Genomic DNA, 16,549 nt, shown 5'->3' on the forward strand with positions numbered 1-16,549 from the left:
CGCAGCCCGCCGATAATGCACAGTTTTCAACCAGCGCCAGCCCTTCCCGGGCGGCCGGAAGAGCAGAAGATGAAAGACACCATTCGCCAGCTGATCCAGCAAGCCCTGACCCGACTCGCCAGCGAGGGCGTGCTGCCCGAGGGCCTCAGCCCGGCTATCCAGGTGGAAAACACCAAGGACAAGAGCCACGGCGACTTCGCCAGCAACATCGCCATGATGCTGGCCAAACCCGCCGGCATGAAGCCGCGCGACCTGGCGGAAAAGCTGATCAACGCCCTGCCCCAGGACGAGCAGGTCGCCAAGGTCGAGATCGCCGGCCCCGGCTTCCTCAACTTCTTCCAGAACAGCCAGGCACTGGCCCAGCGCCTCGAAGCCGCGCTGGCCGACGAGCATCTCGGCGTGCGCAAGAATGGCCCGCAACAACGCGTGGTCGTCGACCTGTCGGCGCCGAACCTGGCCAAGGAAATGCACGTCGGCCACCTGCGTTCCACCATCATCGGTGACGGCGTCGCACGCGTCCTGGAGTTCCTCGGCGACACCGTGATCCGCCAGAACCACGTGGGCGACTGGGGCACCCAGTTCGGCATGCTGCTGGCCTATATGCAGGAACAGCCGGTCGGCAGCGACGCCGAACTGTCCGACCTGGAATCCTTCTACCGCGCCGCCAAGAAGCGTTTCGACGAGTCCGCCGAGTTTGCCGACCGCGCCCGCGAGCTGGTGGTCAAGCTCCAGGCTGGCGACCCCGACTGTCTGAAGCTCTGGACCCGCTTCAACGAGATTTCACTGAGCCATTGCCAGGCCGTCTACGACCGCCTGGGCGTGAAACTCACCATGGCCGACGTGAAGGGCGAGAGCGCCTACAACGACGATCTGGCCAACGTGGTCACCGACCTGCGCGCCAAGGGTCTGCTCACCGAGAGCGACGGTGCCCTGTGCGTGTTCATGGATGAGTTCAAGAACGCCGAAGGCAACCCGCTGCCGCTGATCGTGCAGAAGGCCGGTGGCGGCTACCTCTACGCCACCACCGACCTGGCGGCGACCCGCTACCGCAGCGGCGTGCTCAAGGCCGATCGCGCGCTCTACTTCGTCGACCAACGCCAGGCCCTGCACTTCCAGATGGTCTTCGCCTGTGCCCGCCTTGCCGGGTTCGTACCCGACAGCTTCGAGATGGAGCACATGGGCTTCGGCACCATGAACGGCGCGGACGGCCGTCCGTTCAAGACTCGCGATGGCGGCACCGTGAAGCTCATCGAACTGCTGGACGAAGCCGAACAGCGCGCCTATGACCTGGTGAAGGGCAAGAACCCCGACCTGGACGAGGCTGAGCTGCGCCAGATCGCGCGGGCCGTGGGCATCGGCGCGGTGAAGTACGCGGACCTGTCCAAGCACCGCACCAGCGACTACAGCTTCAACTTCGAGCTGATGCTGAGCTTCGAGGGCAACACCGCGCCCTACCTGCTTTACGCGTACACCCGCGTGGCCAGCGTGTTCCGCAAGCTCGGCAAGGACTTCTCCGAGATCGACGGCCAGATCATCCTCGCCGCAGAACAGGAGCAGGCCCTGGCCGCCAAGCTGGCGCAGTTCGCCGATACGCTCGGCAATGTGGCCGAGAAAGGCGTACCGCATATCCTCTGCGCCTACCTCTACGACCTGGCCGGCCTGTTCTCCAGCTTCTACGAGAACTGCCCGATCCTCACCGCCGAAGACCAGGCCACCCAACAGAGCCGCCTGCGCCTCGCCGCGCTGACCGGCCGCACCCTCAAACAAGGCCTGGAGCTGCTCGGCCTGCAAACCCTGGAACGCATGTAACGGACTATGGCGAAGAAAAAACCTGCACCCAAGCGCGGGGCCAGCCGCTACCAGGCACCGGCCAAGAAACCGGTGCCCGGCTGGGTCTGGTTAGCCATCGGACTGGTCATCGGTGGCTTCGTGGTCTTCCTCAACCAGCTCGAGCCCGGCCGCGACGAAGTGCGCCGGACCAAGCCCGAGCAGGCCACGAACGGTGCCGCCAGCGGCAAGGCCAGCAGTGATGCCGGCAAGGCCCAGGCCAAGCCGGCGACACCGCCAGCCCCGGAACCGGCGAAGCCGAAGTACGACTTCTACACCCTGCTGCCGGAGTCGGAAGTGATAGTGCCGCCGGAAGCTGTGGCCAAGGAGACGCCGGCCACGCCGCCTGCGCAGAAGCCGGTCACCCCGGAAGAAGCCGCCAAGATCGACGCTGCGCGCGCCCAGGCCGCCCTCAACGGCGAAACCCCGCCGCCCGCGCCGGTGGTGGCCAAGGCGCCAGTCACCAACCAGTTCTTCCTCCAGGCCGGCTCGTTCCGCAAGCGCGACGACGCAGACCGGGTGCGGGCGCAGATCATTCTTCTGGGACAGAACGTCCAGGTGGAATCCGGCACTGTGCGCGAGGAAACCTGGTACCGCGTACTGGTCGGTCCCTACGCCAACCGCGAGCAACTCGCCTCGGCGCAGAAGCAGCTGGCCGGCAGCGGTTTCAGCAACCTGCTGTTACAGCAGCGCCAGAGCCGTTGAGCTGTTGATTACCGCGCCCGGTTGAAAAGCCGGGCACGGCCCCCCATCTGAGTTTCCATTCGGGCATTTTCGCCCCGCTGCGTGGAGACTCTCCCCTTGACCACCATCGTTTCAGTCCGCCGCAACGGCAAAGTCGTCATGGGCGGCGACGGCCAGGTTTCCCTCGGCAACACCGTCATGAAGAGCAACGCCCGCAAGGTCCGCCGTCTTTACCACGGTCAGGTCCTGGCCGGCTTCGCCGGTGCCACTGCCGATGCCTTCACCCTGTTCGAGCGCTTCGAAGGCCAACTGGAAAAACACCAGGGTCACCTCGTCCGTGCCGCCGTCGAACTGGCCAAGGACTGGCGTACTGATCGCTCCCTGAGCCGCCTGGAAGCCATGCTCGCCGTGGCCAACAAGGATGCCTCGCTGATCATCACCGGCAATGGTGACGTGGTCGAACCCGAGCACGGCCTGATCGCCATGGGCTCCGGCGGCGGGTTTGCCCAGGCCGCCGCCATGGCGCTGCTGCAACACACCGAGCTGTCCGCCCGCGAAGTGACCGAGACAGCCCTGAACATCGCCGGCTCCATCTGCGTGTTCACTAACCAGACCCTGACCATCGAGGAGCTGGACAGCGCCGAGTAAGGCCGCCGTCCCGCATTGGAGCAACATTCATGTCCATGACGCCCCGCGAAATCGTCCACGAACTCAACCGCCACATCGTGGGCCAGGATGACGCCAAGCGCGCCGTCGCCATCGCCCTGCGCAACCGCTGGCGCCGCATGCAGCTGCCGGCCGAGCTGCGCGCCGAGGTGACGCCGAAGAACATCCTGATGATCGGACCGACCGGTGTCGGCAAGACCGAAATCGCCCGTCGCCTGGCCAAGCTGGCCAACGCACCCTTCATCAAGGTGGAAGCGACCAAGTTCACCGAAGTGGGCTACGTCGGCCGCGACGTCGAGTCGATCATTCGCGACCTGGCCGATGCCGCCGTGAAGATGATGCGCGAGCAGGAAATGCATCGCGTGCGCTACCGCGCCGAAGATGCCGCCGAAGATCGTATCCTCGACGCCCTTCTACCCCCGGCACGTACCGGCTTCGGCGACGAGCAGCCGCGTGAGGATTCCAACACCCGCCAGCTGTTCCGCAAGCGTCTGCGCGAAGGCCAGCTGGACGACAAGGAAATCGATATCGAAGTGGCCGAATCCCCGGCCGGCGTGGAAATCATGGCCCCGCCCGGCATGGAGGAGATGACCAACCAGCTGCAGAACCTCTTCTCCAACCTCGGCAAAGGCAAGCGCAAGACCCGCAAGCTGAAGGTCAAGGAAGCGATGAAGCTGGTGCGCGACGAAGAAGCCGCGCGCCTGGTCAACGAGGAAGACCTGAAAGCCGCTGCGCTGGAAGCCGTGGAACAGAATGGCATCGTCTTCATCGACGAGATCGACAAGGTGGCCAAGCGCGGAAACGTCGGCGGCGCCGATGTCTCCCGCGAAGGCGTGCAGCGTGACCTGCTGCCGCTGATCGAAGGCTGCACCGTGAACACCAAGCTGGGCATGGTGAAGACGGACCACATCCTGTTCATCGCCTCCGGTGCGTTCCACCTGTCCAAGCCCAGCGACCTGGTGCCGGAACTGCAGGGCCGCCTGCCGATTCGCGTGGAGCTGAAGGCACTGTCGCCGGAAGACTTCGAGCGCATCCTCACCGAGCCCCATGCATCGCTGACCGAGCAATACAGCGCGCTGCTGAAGACCGAAGGCCTGAACATCGAGTTTGCCCAAGACGGCATCAAGCGCCTGGCCGAGATTGCCTGGCAGGTCAACGAGAAGACCGAGAACATCGGTGCCCGTCGCCTGCACACGCTGATCGAGCGCCTGCTGGAAGAGGTTTCCTTCAGTGCCGGCGATCTCGCCGCGCAACACGACGAAACGCCGATCCACATCGATGCCGCGTACGTGAACGGCCACCTCGGCGAGCTGGCCCAGGACGAAGACCTGTCGCGCTACATCCTCTGACAGGTGCACACTGAAGATAGCCGGCACGCCGGCTATCTTCGTTTGGAGACCCCGACATGCGCATCCCCAGCGGTATCGAACTTCACAAGGCCTCCAGGACCTTGACGCTGAAGTACGGTCCGGACGAAAGCTACACGCTGAGCGCCGAATTCCTGCGCGTGCATTCCCCCTCGGCGGAAGTACAGGGGCACGGCAAACCCATCCTGCAGTACGGCAAGCTGAACGTCGGCCTGACCAAGCTCGAGCCGGCCGGCAACTATGCCCTGAAATTGACCTTCGATGACGGCCACGACAGCGGCCTGTTCACCTGGGATTACCTCTACGAACTCGCCACCCGCGAGCAAGCGCTGTGGAACGACTATCTGCAGGAGCTTGCGGCCGCAGGCCGCTCCCGCGATCCGGACGAATCCGTCGTCAAGCTCATGCTCTGAAGCGGTGCGCAACGCGCCCCATTCCCGCCCTGACCGCCCAAGGTTAGGGCGCTTTTTCTAAATGCTCGCGACATACTCCCGCTGCAGCGAACTCTCTGCGGTCCGCTTGCGCAAACTGACAAACTCGGGTAACCAAGTTCTGGCAAGTTCCATGCATTTGGCATCGCCAGATACAGAGAAATTCGCGAAGTTCGCTTCGCCTTCCCGGTAACCCGAGCGTATCAGCGCGCTGTTCCGCCAGAGCGCTGTTCGACTCAGGACAATGGAGCGTCGTAGATGAGCAACAAGAACAATGAAGACCTGCAGCACCAAGCCTCGGATAACACCCTGAACCTCAATCCGGTCATAGGGATCCGCGGCAAGGACTTGCTGTCTTCAGCGCGGATGGTGCTGTTGCAGGCCATCAAGCAGCCTTTTCACAGTGCAAAACACGTCGCCCATTTCGGTCTGGAATTGAAAAACGTTCTGCTTGGCCAATCCGGTCTGCATCCGGAAGCCGATGACCGCCGCTTCAATGACCCGGCCTGGAGCCAGAACCCGCTCTACAGACGCTACCTGCAGACCTACCTCGCCTGGCGCAAGGAACTGCATAGCTGGATCTCCGAAAGCAACCTGTCGAGCCAGGACGCCAGCCGCGGACACTTCGTCATCAACCTGATGACCGAAGCCATGGCACCGACCAACAGCATGGCCAACCCCGCTGCGGTCAAGCGCTTCTTCGAGACGGGCGGGAAGAGCCTGCTGGATGGCCTCTCCCACCTGGCCAAGGACATGGTGAACAACGGTGGCATGCCCAGCCAGGTGAACATGGATGCCTTCGAGGTCGGCCAGAACGTCGCCACCACCGAAGGTGCCGTGGTCTATCGCAATGATGTCCTCGAACTGATCCAGTACAAGCCCATCACCGAAAGCGTGCATGAACGTCCATTGCTGGTGGTACCGCCGCAGATCAACAAGTTCTACGTCTTCGACCTGTCACCGGAAAAGAGTCTGGCGCGCTTCTGCCTGCGCAACGGCCTGCAGACTTTCATCATCAGTTGGCGCAACCCGACCAAGGCACAACGCGAATGGGGTCTGTCCACCTACATCCAGGCCCTCAAGGACACGATCGACGTGGTCTTGAAGATCACCGGCAGCAAGGACCTCAACATGCTTGGGGCCTGTTCCGGCGGCATCACCACCGTCGCCCTGCTTGGCCACTACCAGGCCATTGGCGAGAACAAGGTCAATGCCTTCACCCAGATGGTCAGTGTGCTCGACTTCAACCTCGACACCCAGGTCGCCCTGTTCGCCGATGAACAAACCCTGGAAGCCGCCAAGCGCCGCTCGTACCAAGCCGGCGTGCTGGAAGGCAAGGACATGGCCAAGGTCTTCGCCTGGATGCGCCCCAACGACCTGATCTGGAACTACTGGGTCAACAACTACCTGCTGGGCAACGAGCCGCCGGCCTTCGACATCCTTTATTGGAACAACGACACCACGCGCTTGCCCGCCGCCTTCCACGGCGAGCTGGTGGAGATGTTCAAGACCAACCCGTTGACCCGGCCCAATGCCCTGGAAGTCTGCGAAACACCCATCGACCTCAAGCAGGTCACCTGCGACTTCTACTGCCTCGCAGGCACTTCGGACCACATCACCCCCTGGGAAGCCTGCTACCGCTCGGCGCGGCTGCTGGGTGGCAAGTGTGAGTTCGTGCTGTCCAACAGCGGCCACATCCAGAGCATCCTCAACCCGCCTGGCAACCCCAAGGCGCGTTTCTCCACCAGCAGCGACATGCCGGCAGACCCGAAAGTCTGGCTGGAGAACGCCACCAAGCACGCCGACTCCTGGTGGCTGCATTGGCAGCAGTGGATCGGCGAGCGCTCCGGCAAAACCAAGAAAGCCAACTTCACCCTGGGCAACAAGGCCTTCCCGGCCGGTGAAGCTGCGCCTGGCACCTACGTGCACGAGCGATGACAGACTGCGCCCTGCGCACCACTGCCCATGGCACCAGGAAGTGCCCTACGCGCCGCCGGTATCTGCCGGCGGTGCCGGTCAGGCACCGCCTGGCAGATTCGGGGGGCGCTCGCGAACGCTTCCCCCGGCGTTTTAATCAATAGGGCTTTGCGCATGCCGCTACCTTTCGTATTCCGCACCATCGAGCTGGATGGCCAGACCATCCGAACCGCCGTTCGCCCCGGGCAGTCGCACATGACGCCGCTGCTGATCTTCAACGGCATCGGCGCCAACCTCGAACTCGTGTTTCCCTTCGTTCAGGCCCTGGACCCGGACCTGGAAGTGATCGCCTTCGACGTACCCGGTGTCGGTGGGTCGTCCACCCCGCGTACGCCGTACCGTTTCTCCGGCTTGGCCAAGCTCGCCGCGCGCATGCTGGACTACCTGGATTACGGCCAGGTCAGCGCCATTGGCGTGTCCTGGGGCGGTGCGCTGGCACAGCAGTTCGCCCACGACTACCCGGAACGCTGCAAGAAACTGATTCTCGCCGCCACCTCGGCCGGCGCCGTGATGGTGCCCGGCAAACCCAAGGTGCTCTGGCGCATGGCGAGCCCGCGACGTTACATACAACCGTCCTACGGCGTGCACATCGCACCCGACATCTACGGGGGCGCCTTCCGCCGCGACCCGGGCCTGGCCATGGCTCACGCCAGCAAGGTGCGCTCGTCCGGCAAGATGGGCTACTACTGGCAACTGTTCGCCGGTTTCGGCTGGACCAGCATCCACTGGCTGCACCGCATCCGCCAACCCACGCTGGTGCTGGCAGGCGACGACGATCCGATCATTCCCCTGGTGAACATGCGTCTGTTGGCCTGGCGGATTCCGAATGCGGAACTCCATGTCATCGACGACGGTCATCTGTTCCTCGTGACCCGCGCCGAAACGGTGGCGCCGATCATCATGAAGTTCCTCGCCGAGGAGCGTCATCGTGCCGTGATCCATCCACAGGCATTGCCGCTGCGTAATAGCTGAGAACCTGCCGCTCCCTTGTGGGGCGGCCGCATGACGCCCGAACCAGACCGGTGCGTGCTGTCATCAACTTGAATTTTGCTGGAGATAGTCTGGAATGCCCTTCGGGCTCCTGGTGGTACAAGCCTTGCTGTAGTCCTCCTGAACCACGGACCGAATACGGAGCGTTGCCCCATGCGAGAAAAACAAGTCCCGGGCACCTTGCCGGCACCAGCCGCTTTCATGAACGCGCAAAACGCCATCGTCGGCCTGCGCGGCAAGGATCTGCTTTCCACCGTACGCAACCTGGCGCTACAAGGGCTGCGGCATCCGGTGCACAGCGCACGGCACATGCTCGCGTTCGGCGGCCAGGTCGGTCGTGTGCTGCTTGGCGATACCCTGCATCAGCCCAATCCGCAGGACAGCCGCTTCGCCGATCCTTCCTGGCAGCACAACCCCTTCTACCGTCGTGGCCTGCAGGTGTACCTCGCCTGGCAGAAGCAACTCAGCACCTGGATCGACGAGAGCGACCTCAGCGACGACGACCGCGCCCGCGCGCGCTTCGTCATGGCCCAACTCAGCGACGCACTGTCGCCCACCAACAGCCTGCTCAATCCGCTGGCCGTTAAGGAGCTGTTCAACACCGGCGGCCTCAGCCTGATCAAGGGACTCAGTCATCTGGTGGACGACCTGCTGCACAACGACGGCATGCCCAGCCAGGTCAGCAAGCATGCCTTCGAGATCGGCCGCAACCTCGCCAACACGCCGGGTGCAGTGGTCTACCGCAACGAGCTGCTGGAGCTGATCCAGTACAAACCAATGAGCGAAAAGCAGTACCTGCGCCCATTGCTGGTGGTGCCGCCGCAGATCAACAAGTACTACATCTTCGACCTCGCCCCGGATAAGAGCTTCGTCCAGTACGCCCTGAAGAATGGCCTGCAAGTGTTCATGGTGAGCTGGCGCAACCCGGATGCGCGGCACCGTGAATGGGGCCTGTCGACCTATGTGCAGGCCCTCGAAGAAGCCTTCGAAGCCTGCCGCGCCATCACCGGCAGCAAGGAAGTGAACCTCGCGGGAGCTTGCGCTGGCGGCCTCACCATCGCCGCATTGCAGGGACACCTGCAGGCGCGCCGGCAGTTGCGCAAGGTCACCAGCGCCACCTACCTGGTCAGCCTGCTGGATAGCCAGGTGGACAGTCCCGCCGCGCTTTTCGCCGATGAGCAGACCCTGGAAGCCGCCAAGCGTCGCTCGTACCAGGCCGGCGTTCTGGACGGCAAGGACATGGCGAAGATCTTCGCCTGGATGCGTCCCAACGACCTGGTGTGGAACTACTTCGTCAACAACTACCTGCTGGGCCGCGAGCCCCCGGCGTTCGACATCCTCTACTGGAACAACGACAACACCCGGCTGCCCGCCGCCCTGCATGGCGACATGCTGGATTTCTTCAAGCACAACCCGCTGACCCGCAGCGGTGGCCTGGAGATCTGCGGCACCGCCATCGACCTGCAGAAGGTCACGGTGGACAGCTTCAGCGTGGCGGGCATCAACGACCACATCACCCCGTGGGACGCCGTCTACCGCTCCGCGATGCTGCTGGGCGGCGACAGCCGCTTCGTGCTGTCCAACAGCGGCCACATCCAGAGCATTCTCAATCCGCCGGGAAACCCCAAGGCCAATTTCTACGAGAACGGCAAGCTCAGCTCCGACCCACGCGCCTGGTACTACGACGCCAAGCACGTACAAGGCAGTTGGTGGAGCCAATGGCTGGGCTGGATTCAGGAGCGCTCCGGCGAGCAACGGGAAACCATCATGGCGCTGGGCAACCAGGACTACCCGCCGATGGAAGCCGCGCCTGGAACCTACGTTCACGTGCGCTGAAAAACATGCGTGATCGGCCGCGCGAGACGCCGGCCGGTCCTTCACTTTCTCTTTGAATGCCTGACAAGAAACCTGGATGAAGACCCGCGACCGCATCCTCGAATGCGCCCTCGAGCTGTTCAACCTCAACGGCGAACCCAACGTCACCACCCTGGAAATCGCCACTGAACTGGGCATCAGCCCCGGCAATCTCTACTACCACTTCCACGGCAAGGAACCGCTGGTGATGGCGCTGTTCGAGCGCTTCCAGGAAGAGCTGGCGCCGCTGCTCGACCCACCGGCCGATGCGCAACTCGACGCCGAGGATTACTGGCTGTTCCTGCACCTGATCGTGGAACGCCTGTCGCAGTACCGCTTCCTGTTCCAGGACCTGTCCAACCTGGCCGGCCGCCTGCCCAAGCTGGCCCGTGGCATGCGCAACTGGCTGAACCACCTCAAGCGCACCCTGGCCGCCCTGCTGGCTCGTTTGAAGTCCGAAGACCAGTTGGTCAGCGATACCGAAGCCCTTGGCCAACTGGTGGAGCAGATCACCCTGACCCTGCTGTTCTCACTCGACTACCAGCGGGTACTGGGCAGCGGAGGCGAGATACGCCTGGTGGTCTATCAGGTGATGATGCTGGTCGCTCCGCACTTGCGACCCGGCTCCCGCCACGCGGCGGAGAACCTCGCCCGGCGCTACCGGGAGACCTGAAACGAAAACGCCCGGCAATGCCGGGCGTTTTCGTCATACCGATACAGCTCAGGACTGGCTGGCCGGCGGAGTTGCCGGTACTGCCGGAGTCGGAGCCGGTGCTGCTGCCGGTGCTGCGCTGGGAGCCGGAGTAGCAGCTGCTGCGGTCGGTGCTGCGGGAGCAGCAGCCGGTGCGGCAGGCTTGGCGGCCTTGGGCGCGGCGGGTTTCTTCACGGCCGGTTTCTTCGCGGCTGCCGGCTTCGCAGCAGGTTTCGCTGCAGCGGGCTTGGCAGCTGTCGCCGGTTTGGCAGCGGCAGGCTTGGCAACCGGTTTAGCAGCAGGCTTGGCTGCAGCTGCCGGCTTGGCGGCGGGTTTCGCCGCAGCTTTTGCCGCAGGCTTGGCTGCCGGTTTAGCAGCAGGCTTGGCAGCGGCTGCCTTGGGCGCCGGTTTGGCAGCAGCGACTTTCGCAGCCGGTTTTGCAGCAGCTTTAGCGGCTGGCTTGGCGGCGGGCTTCGCAGCAGCTTTGGCAGCCGGCTTGGCGGCAGTCTTGGCAGCAGCGGGCTTGACCGATTTCGCCGACACGCCAGTGAGTTTCTCGAGCTGCTTGGTCAGGGTATCGACCTTGCCTTGCAGGTCCTTCACTTCACTGCGGCTGGGCACGCCGAGACGGGAAATGGCGCTGTTCAGACGCTTGTCGAAAGCCTCTTCCAGCTCGCCCCATTTGCCAATCGCCTTGCCCCGGACCTCTTCGACCTTGGACTTGGCCGTGCCCACGCGGGCGCCGACCTTCGACTTGACCGCGTCTACCTGCTTGTCCACTTCGGTCTTGGCCTGCTTCTCAGCCTTCTCACCATCCTTGACCAGCGTATCGAACAGCTTGGAGCCGTCGTTGCTGACCTTCGAGTAGGCCCCCAAGCCAGCCAGCCAGATCTGGCGCGAGTATTTCTCGATCTCGCCGATCCAGGAGTTGGTGTCTTTATCGGTTTTCTTCTTGCCAGCCATCCTGCTCTCCTTATTTGGTTCGCGCGACGTGCTCGAGCAACGCGCTCAGCTCATCAAGCTTAGCAGAGAGTGCCTCAACGTCCTGCCGGGAGGGAATACCAATGCGGTTGAGCGCGCTGGCTACTCGGTTGTCGAACGCCTTCTCGATCTTGTCGAGTTGGACTTCGACTTTTTCCTTCACGCCGGTGACGCTGTTCTTCACGCTGTCGAACTGGCTGTTGGCGGCTTCGACCTGCTCATCGACGAGCTTCTTGCCTTGCTTCTCGACGCCTTCGCCGGCCTTCACCAGCTCCTTGAAGTAGTCGACGCCTTCGGCGCCGGCCTTGGCGTAGGCACCCAGGCCAGCCAGCCAGATCTTGCGGGCGTAGAGCTTCACGTCGCCGATGACAGTGGACTTGCTTTCGGCTTTCTCGAGTTTCTTCTTGACGGCTACTTTGGCCATGGTGCACCTCACGCGGAATGGTAGATGACTCGCCCTTTTTCAGGACTTGAGCGCAAGGTAGCGAGGAAAATTAGAAACCGCATACTAGCCGCGAAAGTGGCCGTTCAGGTGGGCGCGGATTCATTCGCGAAGGGCCGCCAGGCGGCCCTGGGAAGGGATGGGGCTCAGACCAGGTATTCGTCCAGCGCCTTCTCGATCTCGCGCTTGATGCTACCGCTCATGGCCGACAGCAACAGGCCCAGCTTGACCTCCACGCGCACCTTCGAATCGCTTACCTCGATCTGTCCGTCGGCGCCGCTGCGCTTGAATTCCAGGGTGTCTCCGCGCCATTGGTAACGCACGTCGTATTCGCGCGCCAGGCGCTCGGCCAGTTTCTCGGCTTTCCCACGGACGGCTTCGCGACCGAGGGCATGGGAACGTTCGACTTGGATGCGGGACATGGGGGGTTCCTGAACTGCGACCTTTGGTCGCGTGAATATACCAGTGCCCGCGGCCCCTGACCGCGTCCGCCGCCGTCGGGCGCCAAGACAAAGCCGGACGCGGGCATTAGAATGGCCGCCATTCAATTCCGGTGGCAGCGACATGAACGATCAGCGCAAAGGCAACGACGCCGAACCCACGACCCACTTCGGTTATCAGCAGGTCCCCGAAAGCCAGAAGGCCGACAAGGTCGCCGAGGTCTTCCACTCGGTAGCGGCCAAGTACGACCTGATGAACGACCTGATGTCCGGGGGCGTCCACCGCCTGTGGAAGCGCTTCACCATTGAGCTGTCCGGCGTTCGCCCGGGCAACCGCGTGCTGGACATCGCCGGCGGTACCGGCGACCTCACCCGCCAGTTCTCCCGCCTGGTCGGCATGACCGGCGAAGTGGTACTCGCCGACATCAACGCCTCGATGCTCAAGGTGGGCCGCGACAAGCTGCTGGACAGCGGCGTGGCCGGCAACGTCAGCTTCGTCCAGGCCGACGCCGAGAAGCTGCCCTTCCCCGATAACCACTTCGACGTGGTCACCATCGCCTTCGGTCTGCGCAACGTCACGCACAAGGACGAAGCCATCCGTTCGATGCTGCGTGTACTCAAGCCGGGCGGCCGCCTGCTGGTATTGGAGTTCTCCAAACCCACCAGCGGCCTGCTGTCCAAGGCCTACGACGCCTACTCCTTCAGCCTGCTGCCGCTGATGGGCAAGCTGATCACCAACGACTCCGAAAGCTATCGCTACCTCGCCGAGTCGATCCGCATGCACCCGGACCAGGAAACCCTGAAGGCGATGATGGTCGAAGCCGGCTTCGAGCGCGTCACCTACCACAACATGACCGGCGGCATCGTCGCCCTGCACCGTGGCATCAAGCCCTGATGCTGACCCAGGCGCTGCTGGCCGGTATCGAGCTCGGCCTGAACCGGGTGCTGACACTGGACAGCACGGCGCTGCCGCGCATGGCATCCCTTGAAGGCAGCGTCATCAAAGTGGACTGCCAGAGTCCGGCCCTGACCCTTTTCCTGCTCCCCGGCGGCGACGGCCTGAAGCTGTCCGCCCACTGGTCCGCTCCCGCCGATTGCCGCCTGCGCGCGCCGGCCAGCAGCCTGCTGAAGCTGGCCACCACGCGGGAAAAGACCGCCGTCCTGCATAGCCCGGAAGTCACCCTCGAAGGCGACAGCGGAGTGCTCCTGGAGCTGGCCGCTATCCTCCAGGACCTCGAGCTGGATTGGGAATACGAGCTGTCGCGCTGGCTCGGCCCGGTCGGTACCCAGTTGCTCGCCGGCCACCTGAAGCTGCGCGCCAATTGGGCAGGCCAGGGCCTGGAAAGCCTGCGCCAGAACCTCGCCGATTACCTGGCCGAAGAGTCGCGCACCCTCGTGGGCCGCCGCGAAGCCGACGCACGCTTCGCTGAACTGGATCGCCTCAAGCTCGCCCTCGATCGCCTCGACGCCCGCGTCGAACGCCTGAACCAGAGAACCAAACCCTTAGCATGAAGCTGCTCGCCGCCCGCCGCCTGTTGCGCATCCAGCAGGTCGTCATCCGCTACCGCCTCGACGACCTGCTGCTCGAACTGCCGCTGCCCTGGTGGCTGCGCACGCTGAGCCACGTCCTGCCCTGGCGCTGGCTGCCGCGCAAGGAACTCAGCCTGACCCGTGGCGAGCGCCTGCGCCTAGCCCTGGAAGACCTCGGTCCGATCTTCATCAAGTTCGGCCAGCTGCTTTCGACCCGCCGTGACCTGATGCCGCCAGACATCGCCGATGAGCTGGCGCGCCTGCAGGACCAGGTACCGCCCTTCGCTCCGGAGAAAGCCGTCGCACGCATCGAGGAACAACTCGGCGCCAGCGTCAGTGAAGTATTCGCCCGCTTCGACGTGGAGCCGCTGGCTTCGGCGTCGGTGGCGCAGGTCCACGCCGCGCAGCTGAAAAGCGGTGAAGAAGTGGTGGTGAAGGTGATCCGCCCGAACCTGCGGCCGATCATTCGCCAGGACCTCGCCTGGCTGTTCATCCTCGCCCGGCTCGCCGAGCGCGTCTCCGCCGATGCCCGCCGCCTGCGCCCGGTGGAAGTGGTGGACGACTACGAAAAGACCATCTACGACGAACTCGACCTGCTCCGCGAGGCGGCCAACGCAAGCCAGCTGCGCCGCAACTTCGATGGCTCGCCGCTCCTCTACGTGCCCCAGGTCTACTGGGACTGGTGCCGTCCCAAGGTGCTGGTGATGGAGCGCATCTACGGCATCCCGGTGACCGACCTCGCCACCCTCGCCGACCAGCGCACGGACATGAAGCTGCTGGCTGAACGCGGTGTGGAAATCTTCTTCACCCAGGTGTTCCGCGACAGCTTCTTCCACGCCGACATGCACCCCGGCAACATCTTCGTCGCCACCCGCCAGCCCTGGAACCCGCAGTACATTGCCATCGACTGCGGCATCATCGGCAGCCTCACCCCCGAGGACCAGGACTACCTCGCCCGCAACCTGATCGCCTTCTTCAAGCGCGACTACCGGCGCGTGGCCCAGCTGCACATCGACTCCGGCTGGGTACCGGCGGAAACCAAGGTCAACGATTTCGAGGCGGCCATCCGCACCGTCTGCGAACCCATCTTCGAGAAACCGCTGAAGGACATTTCCTTCGGCCAGTTGCTGTTGCGCCTGTTCCAGACCGCACGCCGCTTCAACATGGAAGTCCAGCCGCAGCTGGTGCTGCTGCAGAAGACCCTGCTCAACATCGAGGGCCTCGGCCGCCAGCTCTACCCGGACCTGGACCTCTGGACCACGGCCCAACCGTTCCTCGAGCGCTGGATGCGCGAGCGCGTCAGCCCAAGAAGCCTGTTGAACAACCTGCAATCCCAGGTGGAACAGGTGCCCCACCTGGCAGGCATGACCCGCGACCTTCTGGAGCGCATGAGCCAGCCGCACGCCGCCGACCCGCCGCCGACCTGGCAGAAGCGCAACGACGGCCTGGCCCTGCGCCTGCTCGGCGTCGGCCTGCTGCTGGGCGCCGCCAGCCTGGGCCTGGAGCAGCACCTGCAGGCCTGGCCGAGCTGGCTGATGCTGGCCGGCGGTCTATATCTGGTGCTGCGCCGATAGCCAGCCCCGAATGGCACTGGCACACTAGTTCGAATCCGAGCGCCGGCCCCTGAGGCCGGCACAGTTGTGGAAGACGCAATGAAAGACTGGCTGGAAGAGATTCACTGGAACGCCGATGGCCTGGTCCCGGCGATCGCCCAGGACTACAAGACGGGCCGCGTGCTGATGATGGCCTGGATGAACCGCGAAGCCCTCACCCTTACTGCCGCCGAGAACCGTGCCATTTACTGGTCACGCTCCCGTGGCAAGTTGTGGCGCAAGGGCGAGGAGTCCGGTCATGTACAGCGTCTCCACGAATTGCGCCTGGATTGCGACGCCGATGTCGTCATCCTGATGGTCGAACAGCTGGGCGGCATCGCCTGCCATACTGGACGCGAAAGCTGCTTCTACCGTGTCTTCGAGAATGGCGGCTGGAAGACCGTCGACCCCGTACTCAAGGATCCGCATGCCATCTATGCCGCAGGACACAACCATGAGTGATACCCTCGCCCGCCTGGCCGAGGTGCTGGAGGAGCGCAAGAACGCCGCCGCCGACAGCTCCTACGTCGCCAGCCTGTACCACAAGGGCCTGAACAAGATTCTGGAAAAGGTCGGCGAAGAAGCGGTGGAAACCATCCTCGCCGCCAAGGATGCAGCCGTCAGCGGCGATTCCAGCGACCTGATCTACGAAACCGCCGACCTCTGGTTCCACAGCCTGGTCATGCTCGCCGCCCTCGGCCAGCACCCCCAGGCCGTACTGGACGAACTGGACCGTCGCTTTGGCCTGTCCGGGCACGCCGAAAAGGCCGCTCGCCAGCCCTCCGCCTGACAAAGACAATCAAGAGGAATACACCATGGGCATCTTCGACTGGAAACACTGGCTGGTCATTCTCATCGTCGTTGTACTGGTCTTCGGCACCAAGCGCCTGAAGAACCTCGGTTCCGACGTCGGCGAAGCCATCAAGGGCTTCCGCAAGGCCATGAACACCGAGGAAGGCGACAAGGCCCCCGAGCAGACCACCACCGCCCAGCAACCCGGCGCCACGCTGAACCAGCCGCACACCATCGACGGCCAGGCGCAGCAGGTGCAGGACCCGGTGACCCGCAAGGACTGAT

At 63.8% G+C, this 16,549-nt stretch carries 18 protein-coding genes; 15 read left to right on the forward strand and 3 right to left on the reverse strand.

Going from position 1 to position 16,549, the window contains the following annotated elements:
- Window positions 1-69 precede the first annotated feature (69 nt).
- The 9 genes from argS (at window position 70) to E8E95_RS26675 (ending at window position 10,469) form a co-directional block, all read left to right on the forward strand.
- Complete coding sequence (gene argS, locus E8E95_RS26635) at window positions 70-1,809, forward strand: arginine--tRNA ligase (RefSeq protein ID WP_280355155.1); 1,740 nt, start codon at window positions 70-72, stop codon at window positions 1,807-1,809.
- A gap of 6 nt (window positions 1,810-1,815) precedes the next feature.
- Complete coding sequence (locus tag E8E95_RS26640; protein ID WP_280355157.1) at window positions 1,816-2,532, forward strand: SPOR domain-containing protein; 717 nt, start codon at window positions 1,816-1,818, stop codon at window positions 2,530-2,532.
- A gap of 96 nt (window positions 2,533-2,628) precedes the next feature.
- A complete protein-coding gene (gene hslV, locus E8E95_RS26645; RefSeq protein WP_280355158.1) occupies window positions 2,629-3,159 on the forward strand; it encodes an ATP-dependent protease subunit HslV in 531 nt (176 codons plus the stop codon).
- A 29-nt stretch (window positions 3,160-3,188) separates the two neighbouring features.
- Window positions 3,189-4,526: an HslU--HslV peptidase ATPase subunit gene (gene hslU / locus E8E95_RS26650; protein ID WP_280355159.1), complete on the forward strand. Its 1,338-nt coding sequence runs from the start codon at window positions 3,189-3,191 to the stop codon at window positions 4,524-4,526.
- Between the two features lie 56 nt (window positions 4,527-4,582).
- Complete coding sequence (locus E8E95_RS26655; protein WP_280355161.1) at window positions 4,583-4,957, forward strand: DUF971 domain-containing protein; 375 nt, start codon at window positions 4,583-4,585, stop codon at window positions 4,955-4,957.
- Between the two features lie 276 nt (window positions 4,958-5,233).
- Complete coding sequence (phaC, locus tag E8E95_RS26660) at window positions 5,234-6,913, forward strand: class II poly(R)-hydroxyalkanoic acid synthase (RefSeq protein WP_280355162.1); 1,680 nt, start codon at window positions 5,234-5,236, stop codon at window positions 6,911-6,913.
- Window positions 6,914-7,066: 153 nt separating this feature from the next.
- Window positions 7,067-7,924 (forward strand): poly(3-hydroxyalkanoate) depolymerase, encoded by an 858-nt coding sequence (gene phaZ, locus E8E95_RS26665; protein WP_179062514.1) that lies wholly within the window; start codon window positions 7,067-7,069, stop codon window positions 7,922-7,924.
- Between the two features lie 171 nt (window positions 7,925-8,095).
- On the forward strand, window positions 8,096-9,778 hold the full coding sequence (gene phaC / locus E8E95_RS26670) for a class II poly(R)-hydroxyalkanoic acid synthase (protein ID WP_280355165.1): 1,683 nt from the start codon (window positions 8,096-8,098) through the stop codon (window positions 9,776-9,778).
- 76 nt (window positions 9,779-9,854) lie between these two features.
- Complete coding sequence (locus E8E95_RS26675) at window positions 9,855-10,469, forward strand: TetR/AcrR family transcriptional regulator (protein ID WP_120654153.1); 615 nt, start codon at window positions 9,855-9,857, stop codon at window positions 10,467-10,469.
- 48 nt (window positions 10,470-10,517) lie between these two features.
- On the opposite strand, the gene E8E95_RS26680 is transcribed toward E8E95_RS26675, so the two are convergent.
- The 3 genes from E8E95_RS26680 to E8E95_RS26690 all read right to left on the reverse strand — a co-directional run bounded on the left by E8E95_RS26680 (window position 10,518) and on the right by E8E95_RS26690 (window position 12,332).
- Window positions 10,518-11,450: a phasin family protein gene (locus E8E95_RS26680; protein ID WP_280355167.1), complete on the reverse strand. Its 933-nt coding sequence runs from the start codon at window positions 11,448-11,450 to the stop codon at window positions 10,518-10,520.
- 10 nt (window positions 11,451-11,460) lie between these two features.
- Entirely contained in the window at window positions 11,461-11,892 is a 432-nt protein-coding gene (locus tag E8E95_RS26685) for a phasin family protein (RefSeq protein WP_280355168.1), read from the reverse strand.
- Between the two features lie 164 nt (window positions 11,893-12,056).
- Window positions 12,057-12,332: a polyhydroxyalkanoic acid system family protein gene (locus E8E95_RS26690; protein WP_077524731.1), complete on the reverse strand. Its 276-nt coding sequence runs from the start codon at window positions 12,330-12,332 to the stop codon at window positions 12,057-12,059.
- Window positions 12,333-12,474: 142 nt separating this feature from the next.
- On the opposite strand from E8E95_RS26690, the gene ubiE reads away from it, so the two are divergent.
- The 6 genes from ubiE to E8E95_RS26720 all read left to right on the forward strand — a co-directional run bounded on the left by ubiE (window position 12,475) and on the right by E8E95_RS26720 (window position 16,548).
- Window positions 12,475-13,245 carry a bifunctional demethylmenaquinone methyltransferase/2-methoxy-6-polyprenyl-1,4-benzoquinol methylase UbiE gene (ubiE, locus tag E8E95_RS26695; protein WP_077524730.1) on the forward strand — a complete coding sequence of 257 codons (771 nt, stop codon included), beginning with the start codon at window positions 12,475-12,477 and terminating at the stop codon, window positions 13,243-13,245.
- The gene (locus tag E8E95_RS26700) at window positions 13,245-13,862 is read left to right on the forward strand and encodes an SCP2 sterol-binding domain-containing protein (RefSeq protein ID WP_280355169.1); all 618 of its coding nucleotides are present in this window, start codon (window positions 13,245-13,247) and stop codon (window positions 13,860-13,862) included. Before ubiE ends, E8E95_RS26700 begins: the two co-directional genes overlap by 1 nt.
- Window positions 13,859-15,454: a ubiquinone biosynthesis regulatory protein kinase UbiB gene (gene ubiB, locus E8E95_RS26705; RefSeq protein ID WP_280355171.1), complete on the forward strand. Its 1,596-nt coding sequence runs from the start codon at window positions 13,859-13,861 to the stop codon at window positions 15,452-15,454. Before E8E95_RS26700 ends, ubiB begins: the two co-directional genes overlap by 4 nt.
- A gap of 78 nt (window positions 15,455-15,532) precedes the next feature.
- Entirely contained in the window at window positions 15,533-15,934 is a 402-nt protein-coding gene (hisI, locus tag E8E95_RS26710; protein ID WP_077524727.1) for a phosphoribosyl-AMP cyclohydrolase, read from the forward strand.
- Window positions 15,927-16,262 (forward strand): phosphoribosyl-ATP diphosphatase, encoded by a 336-nt coding sequence (locus tag E8E95_RS26715; protein WP_179062520.1) that lies wholly within the window; start codon window positions 15,927-15,929, stop codon window positions 16,260-16,262. The genes hisI and E8E95_RS26715 overlap by 8 nt, the downstream gene beginning before the upstream one ends.
- Window positions 16,263-16,287: 25 nt before the next feature.
- A complete protein-coding gene (locus E8E95_RS26720) occupies window positions 16,288-16,548 on the forward strand; it encodes a twin-arginine translocase TatA/TatE family subunit (RefSeq protein ID WP_179062521.1) in 261 nt (86 codons plus the stop codon).
- The last annotated feature ends 1 nt before the right edge of the window (window position 16,549 follow it).

It is taken from the genome of Pseudomonas sp. BN414, assembly GCF_029871275.1.
Taxonomy (GTDB): domain Bacteria; phylum Pseudomonadota; class Gammaproteobacteria; order Pseudomonadales; family Pseudomonadaceae; genus Metapseudomonas; species Metapseudomonas resinovorans_C.

Bases quoted from the DNA above. Each gene is read 5' to 3' on its own strand.
- E8E95_RS26690 (WP_077524731.1), bottom strand. From the start codon at position 12,332: ATGTCCCGCATCCAAGTCGAACGTTCCCATGCCCTCGGTCGCGAAGCC.
- phaZ (WP_179062514.1), top strand. From the start codon at position 7,067: ATGCCGCTACCTTTCGTATTCCGCACCATCGAGCTGGATGGCCAGACC.
- E8E95_RS26655 (WP_280355161.1), top strand. From the start codon at position 4,583: ATGCGCATCCCCAGCGGTATCGAACTTCACAAGGCCTCCAGGACCTTG.
- hisI (WP_077524727.1), top strand. From the start codon at position 15,533: ATGAAAGACTGGCTGGAAGAGATTCACTGGAACGCCGATGGCCTGGTC.
- ubiB (WP_280355171.1), top strand. From the start codon at position 13,859: ATGAAGCTGCTCGCCGCCCGCCGCCTGTTGCGCATCCAGCAGGTCGTC.
- phaC (WP_280355162.1), top strand. From the start codon at position 5,234: ATGAGCAACAAGAACAATGAAGACCTGCAGCACCAAGCCTCGGATAAC.
- E8E95_RS26720 (WP_179062521.1), top strand. From the start codon at position 16,288: ATGGGCATCTTCGACTGGAAACACTGGCTGGTCATTCTCATCGTCGTT.
- E8E95_RS26640 (WP_280355157.1), top strand. From the start codon at position 1,816: ATGGCGAAGAAAAAACCTGCACCCAAGCGCGGGGCCAGCCGCTACCAG.
- E8E95_RS26680 (WP_280355167.1), bottom strand. From the start codon at position 11,450: ATGGCTGGCAAGAAGAAAACCGATAAAGACACCAACTCCTGGATCGGC.
- hslU (WP_280355159.1), top strand. From the start codon at position 3,189: ATGTCCATGACGCCCCGCGAAATCGTCCACGAACTCAACCGCCACATC.
- E8E95_RS26685 (WP_280355168.1), bottom strand. From the start codon at position 11,892: ATGGCCAAAGTAGCCGTCAAGAAGAAACTCGAGAAAGCCGAAAGCAAG.
- argS (WP_280355155.1), top strand. From the start codon at position 70: ATGAAAGACACCATTCGCCAGCTGATCCAGCAAGCCCTGACCCGACTC.
- phaC (WP_280355165.1), top strand. From the start codon at position 8,096: ATGCGAGAAAAACAAGTCCCGGGCACCTTGCCGGCACCAGCCGCTTTC.
- E8E95_RS26675 (WP_120654153.1), top strand. From the start codon at position 9,855: ATGAAGACCCGCGACCGCATCCTCGAATGCGCCCTCGAGCTGTTCAAC.
- E8E95_RS26715 (WP_179062520.1), top strand. From the start codon at position 15,927: ATGAGTGATACCCTCGCCCGCCTGGCCGAGGTGCTGGAGGAGCGCAAG.
- E8E95_RS26700 (WP_280355169.1), top strand. From the start codon at position 13,245: ATGCTGACCCAGGCGCTGCTGGCCGGTATCGAGCTCGGCCTGAACCGG.
- ubiE (WP_077524730.1), top strand. From the start codon at position 12,475: ATGAACGATCAGCGCAAAGGCAACGACGCCGAACCCACGACCCACTTC.